This is a genomic window from Mesorhizobium sp. BHbdii (genome assembly GCF_053848045.1).
This window is the reverse complement of the sequence record NZ_JBSPKX010000008.1, coordinates 152026-158523: the sequence shown is the minus strand read 5'-3', so window position 1 is coordinate 158523 and position 6498 is coordinate 152026. Positions and strand designations below refer to the sequence as shown.

The window sequence follows — 6498 nt, the reverse complement described above, 5'->3', positions numbered from 1 at the left end:
ATAACAGGCGCTGCAAGCCCGGCAAGAAGCAGGGCCAGGATTAAAAGAGCGATATGGCCGGCTCTTGGTTCAGGCATGGGTCAGGCTCCAATCAACAGTGAACGGCAGGGCCGCAAAGAGGGCTTGCGGACCGCGGAACTCGCGCTGCGGTTTGCAGATCATAAGTATCGACATACTGTCTCCTGACCGGATCAAGGTGGGCTCCTCCCTCCCGGGCATCTCCCGTCGCTGCGCTCCGGTCGAACGTTGCGCCCAATGTCTTAGCAAGTTCCGTGCCAATTGCAACAGCGCCGACAAACGCGCAGGTTTCCGGGTGGCCTCTCGCGCCGCGCTTTTGCGGATTCCAGCACTCGCTGCTGGCGAATACCCGCACATTCAACTCGGCGACGGGCGGCGGGACCGGCGGCGGAATCCCCGCCGCCCTGCCCTGTCCGCTCATTCAGCGGTTGGCGGCGCAAACAGCGGCGCGGCCTCGGCCCACTGGTCAGCGGTCCGGAAAGCCGCCACGATCGGCATAGGCGCGGACCGGAACCGCCATCCAGGCGGCTAGCTTCGAGCGCCCCGTTGTGCCTTCGGACAAGACGCGCACGATCTGCTTTTGCGTCTTCACCTTCTCCGAGACATGGCGTCGGCGACCTGCGTTTCAGCGATGTGGGCCAGCATCGCGTTGGCTACTTCCTTGTCGCGTATGCAGATCGAAGAAGGTCTCGTCTGGCTGCCACAATGCGCTCATGCCGACATTCAGATGGTTACCGCCCCCGGGGACCACGGCGCATCCCGCCCTCCAGCCACTCGCCATGACGATGGTGAGGGCGCACCACATCGTCGTCGGAGAGCCTCCAAATGCGGGCGAAGATTGGCGCCGTGGTATAGTCGCCGCCATTGCCGCCGGCTCCGCGCCGTCGTCATCCGGCGGCCCCAAACAAAGCCAAAACCTCGGGCCGTTTTCGGCTCGAGTTCCCGGGTCAAGCTTGAACGTCTCGTTCACGACGATCTGGCGTGAGCGACACCGTGGCGCCTGGTGTCGATGCTTCAGACGACGTTGGGCGCTGGCCACGCCTTTTCCGGCGGCGCGAAGCTGCGTGATCCCGTGTCCAAAAGCTGACAGCGGCAGACAAAATGTCAGGTTCACTACAACTGACATTCAGGTTCACTACAACTGACATCTGGGCACTGTGGAGGTTTTCACGGCAAATCGCGCTTGCTGGGCGCTGAGGTGCTGGCACGGTCTTTGTAAGTTGAGAGGTGGCAACACGGAACGAGGGTGACTGCCCCCAAATGCGCAAGAGAAGCGATGCGCTCCTCCCTTGAACCCGTGTACCCCCTCTAAGAGGGAAACAAGACCACAAAAGTCGCGCAACCGTGGGCAACAGCCTTGGGTCGCAACATGAAGACAATGAGCCGGAAGCATACGTCATCGGTTACGGTGGCGCAGTAATTTATGCACAATTTTGACGACAGAATAAATAGAAAGCAAAGCAAACATGAGCGCGGAAGGAAAAAAGAAGCATGGTATCTCTGGGGTTTCGAATGCACGCAATATTGCATTCCGCTATGGTGGTCGCCCTTCAAATTTTAGTTTGGCGATAGGGCACACGACCCATCCGCGTCTAGGTGGCTCGCTGTTCCTTAATGCTATGATCCTGGGGCAAATGCTCCCAGGATTCAATCCGAGCGAACGAATGTTGAAGGCTGCCGACGCTTGTATTGAGGTGTGCCCCGTTCTTGGTGCGCCTTTCCTGTGAAGGAAGCGGAGAAACCGCATGACTTGAAATGGTTTACTCATCCGATTTGACGGACGACGAATGGGAGCAGATCGCCCCGCTTATGCCCAAGCCAAAACTTCTGAAGGCGAGTTTGCACCGACCAAGGCCTCAAGGTGCGAGAAGGTGGCTTCGGCATTGGCGCGCAGTGCGGCGATCGTCTTCAGCGACAGCTCGTTGCTGACCGATTTCGCGGGTTCGGCGGTTGACTCGAGGGCCTTATGAGCGTCGTCACCACCGGATTTTAACTGGCAAGAGCTTCTTTCGACTGCTCGACGTTCTTTTGGGCAACGTCGCGAGACCGATCGGTGGCCTTGCCAGGGTCGATTACCGAAATTCGATCGTTTCGGCGTTTTCGCTGGACTTGTCGGTGGTGGTCTTGGACATTTCCTTAGCCTCCTGCCTGAAGATGTTTTCTTCCCCCGCGCCCAGCATACTGAGCCCATACGTGACAGCTGTATATGCGCTCCAAAATACCTGCGATCCAAAGAATCAGATCGGAGCTTCGAACGTCCACTCTGTCCACGTTTGAATTGTTCTAGTCAGAATCCGCTGCCCCCGCGCGGTAGAGAAAGTTCATCTTTTGGAGTCGGTCGTTAAGCGGACCTTGACTGAGACCCAATTGGATCCCACAGGCTCGACCTCGAGATCACGGAATCAGTCCTATAAGTGATACGACCCTTATCAATCCAATCCTGAACGGTGTTGATTGCCGCTGAGAACTGACCCGGCAACTGGAGTGGAGGGTCAGTTCTCAGCGGCAATCAACACGAGACCGACAAAACGAGAGAGGCCGTTCTTGTTCAGGTGGTAGTCTTCCGTGTCGCGATCAAGTCAACATAAAAAAACGCTGTTCTCGACGTCAATAGCGTGGTTGGACGCGGATTCTGTGGAATTTGCATGCCCCCGGCTCAAATTCGACCGTCGCAGAAGTGTGTACTCACCAATACTGAGGCATCATGTCAGGGTCAGGGAGCAAGCGATAATGGTCGCATCAAATTTTGGTCTGTCGTCTGCATTCGCGGGTGAGTTTGCAGGGCGCGAACAATTGCGCAAAAGTTCGGCTGAGTTTCGGAAGGAGGTCATCGAAATCACCGATGGCGTCTTTGCCGCTGTCGGGTACTCGGCGAGCAATGTCACATTGGTCCAGGGTGACGGCGGTTCGATCATCGTCGACACGTCGGCAAACCTAGTGGACGCGAGGGCAATTGTCGACGTGTTCGGCGACCGCCTGACGCGCCCGGTCCGGGCGATCCTCTACACCCACAACCACCCGGACCACTCAGGCGGCGCGAAGGTGTTTGCCGGAGAGGAAAGTCCCCAGATTTACAGCCACCAGTCGCTGATAGAAGCAGCAGAGTTCGGAAGGGGTCCGCGCGACGGCGGAGACGTTTTCGGCACGACGCTGCCCGACCACCTCTTCATCAATGCAGGGACGCAGCTTGAATATGGCCGGGTGACACCGCACACACGGGAAGGCTTTCTGCCGCCGACGTGCACATTCAGCGGCGAGAGCGAAACGGTCGAGGTGGCAGGCGTCCGAATGCAACTCATACATACCCCAGGTGAAGCTCCTGAGAACACTGCTGTGTGGCTCGCTGATAAGAGTGTTCTTATCCCGGGTGACGTCGTCTTGAAGTCTTACCCGAACCTCTCCCCGCTCCGCGGCCTTAAACTGAGGCCGCCCGAAACATGGATCAGCAGCCTGGAAAAGATGCTCGCGCTGAACGCAACCTACATGGTGCAGGGCCATATGCGGCCGATTGTGGGCAGGGACGAGGTTCGCAAGGCCTTGACAGACTATCGGGATGGCATCAAGACCGTATTTGAGCAGACGCTTTCCGGTATCAAGCAGGGCAAAACGCCTGATGAACTTGTCCAAGAGGTCAAGCTATCCCCTGAACTCGCAAACAGTCCGTACCTGCAGGAATACTATGGCTGCGTCGCATGGACCGTCCGTGGCATCTACGCCGACCGCGTTGGTTGGTTTGACGGAAACGCGACGAATATTTCACCTCTGCCGCCCGCGGAGCGCGCTCGCAAGATGGTCGAGATGGCCGGAGGACCAGGGAAGATGCTTGCTCGGGCAAAAGAAGCGCTCGAGATGAAGGAGTTTCAATGGGGAGCGGAGCTGGCTGACTACGTCGTGGCACTCGACGCGGACAATGTCGCCGCCAAGGAGATCAAGGGCAAGGCGCTCACCGAACTAGGCGAACGCCAGGTAAACGCTACGGCCCGCAATTACTATCTCACCTCGGCGCAGTTCCTGATGAAGCACCGGAATTAAGCACCTTCTAAAGTGGTCTTTGGGTCGCAGCCACTCTGTCGGCAAGCCATGTGTTCCCGAACATCGGTGGGCAAGCAATATCCAGCCGCCCTCCCCCATCCTCCAAATCCGATAGCCGCATTGCGGTGATCGAGATGTCTTGCAGTGCCCCGGAGACAGCCTTAGCGAAGATTTTTCTTGCATCGCTCAGGATCAGACCACGCCCGGCTTTGACAAAAGCGCGCAAGCCAGAGCCTCTTCCAACCGTCGAATCTGATGGCTGACAGCGCTGTCGGTCAGGTGCAGTTCATTCGCTGCCTTGGTGAGGCTTTGATGTCGTGCGGCAGCTTCGAACGTTCTAAGGGTTGGAAGCGGCAGGCTGCGCAGATTCTCCATCCTTCGTCTTCGTTACCACATCCAAGGCATTTGCGATCTCATCCCGGTACAAGCGGCATTTTTTTTCAGCACTGCTCACATGCGGCCGACTGACAAGCTGACGTTTCAGAGTTCAACTCGCAGCCGCGTTCGTTGCAGTTCTGCCACTGCCATGATGAAGCGAAGCCCCTCGGTCCCGCAATTGAGATAAGCGTGCCTGTCCTCCGTTCGCGCCAACACCGACGAACCGGGTTGGATCACAAGGTCCGTGTCGGCCAGCTTGAGTGTGAGTTCACCGGTCTCTACGTTGATGAGTTCCAGCGTGCCGGGAGAGTGCCCAGGCGATTCAAATGTTTCGCCCGGAAACATTGTCCATCTCCAAAGCTCAATCATGTCGGGTCCTTGAGTTCCCACAAGCAGCGTGGCGCTTCCTCCCTTGGGGCCCCGCCACAATGTGGACGCATCATGCGGCTGGACGATCCGGGCCGGCACAGTCGGCGCCACATTCACGAAGTCAGCGACTGACACTCCAAGAGCCGCAGCGGTTCTGCAGAGAATGGCTATACTCGGATTGGCGGTTCCCTTCTCGATCTCGACCAACATTCCCTTGCTTACGCCGGACCTTCGTGAGAGCTCATCCAACGTGAGGGCGCTTTGCCGCCTGAAACTCCTGAGGTTTTGGGAGACCGTCGCGCTCACGCGTTCAACATCAGCACCCGGCTCGGTCGATATATTGACTTTCTTGTCCATGGTCGATATTGTAGACCAGTGTGGTCATTGAGAGCCAGAGGGACATGGTCGGCTTTCCGGTAATTGATAAAGAGATCGCGGATGTTGCTTCTGACTTCCGGGTAATCAGCGTCTCTTTGTCGATGCCAGCGGCGCCGAGAAGGGAACAATTGACCCCGAGATTCTTCTGGGTGCATGCGACTTCGTATCCTCCGGAGGGCCGGAGTGGGCCAACGCACATATGGCCAGTTGGGCCGAAGCCTATTGCCGGTTCGGCGCGAAACCAAATCGAACGCCATGTTCTGCTCAAGCTTTGAGAAAGCGGGTGGAGAAGGACGGCCGTATCCCATCGATCAATCCCGTGGTCGACCTCTATAACGCCGTAAGCCTGCGCTTTGCCATTCCAGTCGGAGGCGAAAACTTCGATGCCTATGTGAGCAAGCCAAGATTGTCGATTGCCGAGGGAACTGAGGCCTTCGATACGGTCATGAACGGGGAGGCAATTGTTGAACATCCTGCCAAGGGCGAGGTGATTTGGCGGGATGATCTAGGCGTGACATGTCGTCGATGGAATTGGACACAGGGTACACGTACCCGGCTAGACACTGTTGGCGGCCAAATGTGGTTCATATTGGAAAGCTTGGCAACGATGCCGGAGGAGAAGCTCGATGAGGCGGGCAACATGCTGGTTGGCGGTCTAAGACAACTAGCGCCAGGATGTGAAATCTACAAACACAAGGTCGCGGCCGGCCAATAATCAGCGGCCGACGAAACACCAAGAAAATCACGCACTGTGCGGCGCTGCAATGCTGCATGAGCGGCTGTTCGCGCGCAGCTCCTTCGGCTGATCAGTCGCGAAAACTTTTTCCACCCGCGGAAACGCGGCAATGGCGGAGCTTTGCCTGCAACGGAGCAGGCAACCGCCGACAGTCAAATGAGGTCATGATGCGCACCGAGACATCCACGCCCGCCCTGCTCGTGAAGGATGTTCATAAGAGCTTTGGGGACCACGAGGTGCTGAAGGGCATTTCGCTCGCCGCGGAAAAAGGCGACGTTGTTTCAATCATTGGTTCATCGGGCTCGGGAAAAAGCACCTTCCTGCGCTGCATCAATTTTCTCGAAATTCCGGACCGCGGGACCTTCCAGATAAACGGGGAAGAGGTGACGTTCTGTATCGGGCGGGACGGGAAATGCCATCCCGCGAATTGGCGGCAGATTGAGAGGCTCAGAAGCGGCCTTGGAATGGTCTTCCAGAGCTTCAACCTCTGGCCCCACATGACAATTCTTCAAAATGGGCGGTACCGGAGCTTATTCTCATAGTGGCGCTGAACCGGATCCTCGCCGCCGCGGATCTAGGCCCGATCG

General features: G+C 57.4%; 5 protein-coding genes and 3 pseudogenes. 4 read left to right on the top strand and 4 right to left on the bottom strand.

Translation table 11 applies throughout. From position 1 onward, the window contains the following. Window positions 1-484: 484 nt before the first annotated feature. A complete protein-coding gene (locus ACWTU8_RS28545; RefSeq protein WP_455850754.1) occupies window positions 485-610 on the bottom strand; it encodes a hypothetical protein in 126 nt (41 codons plus the stop codon). A gap of 874 nt (window positions 611-1484) precedes the next feature. Between ACWTU8_RS28545 and ACWTU8_RS28540 the strand changes: the two genes are divergently transcribed. Then, window positions 1485-1745 carry a hypothetical protein gene (locus tag ACWTU8_RS28540; RefSeq protein WP_455850753.1) on the top strand — a complete coding sequence of 87 codons (261 nt, stop codon included), beginning with the start codon at window positions 1485-1487 and terminating at the stop codon, window positions 1743-1745. Window positions 1746-1837: 92 nt separating this feature from the next. Here ACWTU8_RS28540 and ACWTU8_RS28535 read toward each other — a convergent pair. Further along, window positions 1838-2150 (bottom strand): annotated as a pseudogene (locus tag ACWTU8_RS28535) (phasin); the annotation flags it as partial. Between the two features lie 598 nt (window positions 2151-2748). On the opposite strand from ACWTU8_RS28535, the gene ACWTU8_RS28530 reads away from it, so the two are divergent. Then, window positions 2749-4050, top strand: coding sequence for an alkyl sulfatase dimerization domain-containing protein (locus ACWTU8_RS28530; RefSeq protein WP_455850752.1), 1302 nt, complete (start codon window positions 2749-2751; stop codon window positions 4048-4050). 192 nt (window positions 4051-4242) lie between these two features. Here ACWTU8_RS28530 and ACWTU8_RS28525 read toward each other — a convergent pair whose 3' ends face one another. Both ACWTU8_RS28525 and ACWTU8_RS28520 read right to left on the bottom strand, forming a co-directional pair. Then, complete coding sequence (locus ACWTU8_RS28525) at window positions 4243-4425, bottom strand: LysR family transcriptional regulator (RefSeq protein ID WP_455850751.1); 183 nt, start codon at window positions 4423-4425, stop codon at window positions 4243-4245. 105 nt (window positions 4426-4530) lie between these two features. Beyond that, a complete protein-coding gene (locus ACWTU8_RS28520) occupies window positions 4531-5154 on the bottom strand; it encodes a helix-turn-helix domain-containing protein (protein WP_455850750.1) in 624 nt (207 codons plus the stop codon). Window positions 5155-5198: 44 nt separating this feature from the next. Here ACWTU8_RS28520 and ACWTU8_RS28515 point away from each other — a divergent pair. Both ACWTU8_RS28515 and ACWTU8_RS28510 read left to right on the top strand, forming a co-directional pair. Further along, window positions 5199-5890: pseudogene (locus ACWTU8_RS28515) on the top strand (B3/B4 domain-containing protein). Between the two features lie 188 nt (window positions 5891-6078). Continuing rightward, window positions 6079-6426 (top strand): annotated as a pseudogene (locus ACWTU8_RS28510) (ATP-binding cassette domain-containing protein); the annotation flags it as partial. Window positions 6427-6498 lie beyond the last annotated feature (72 nt).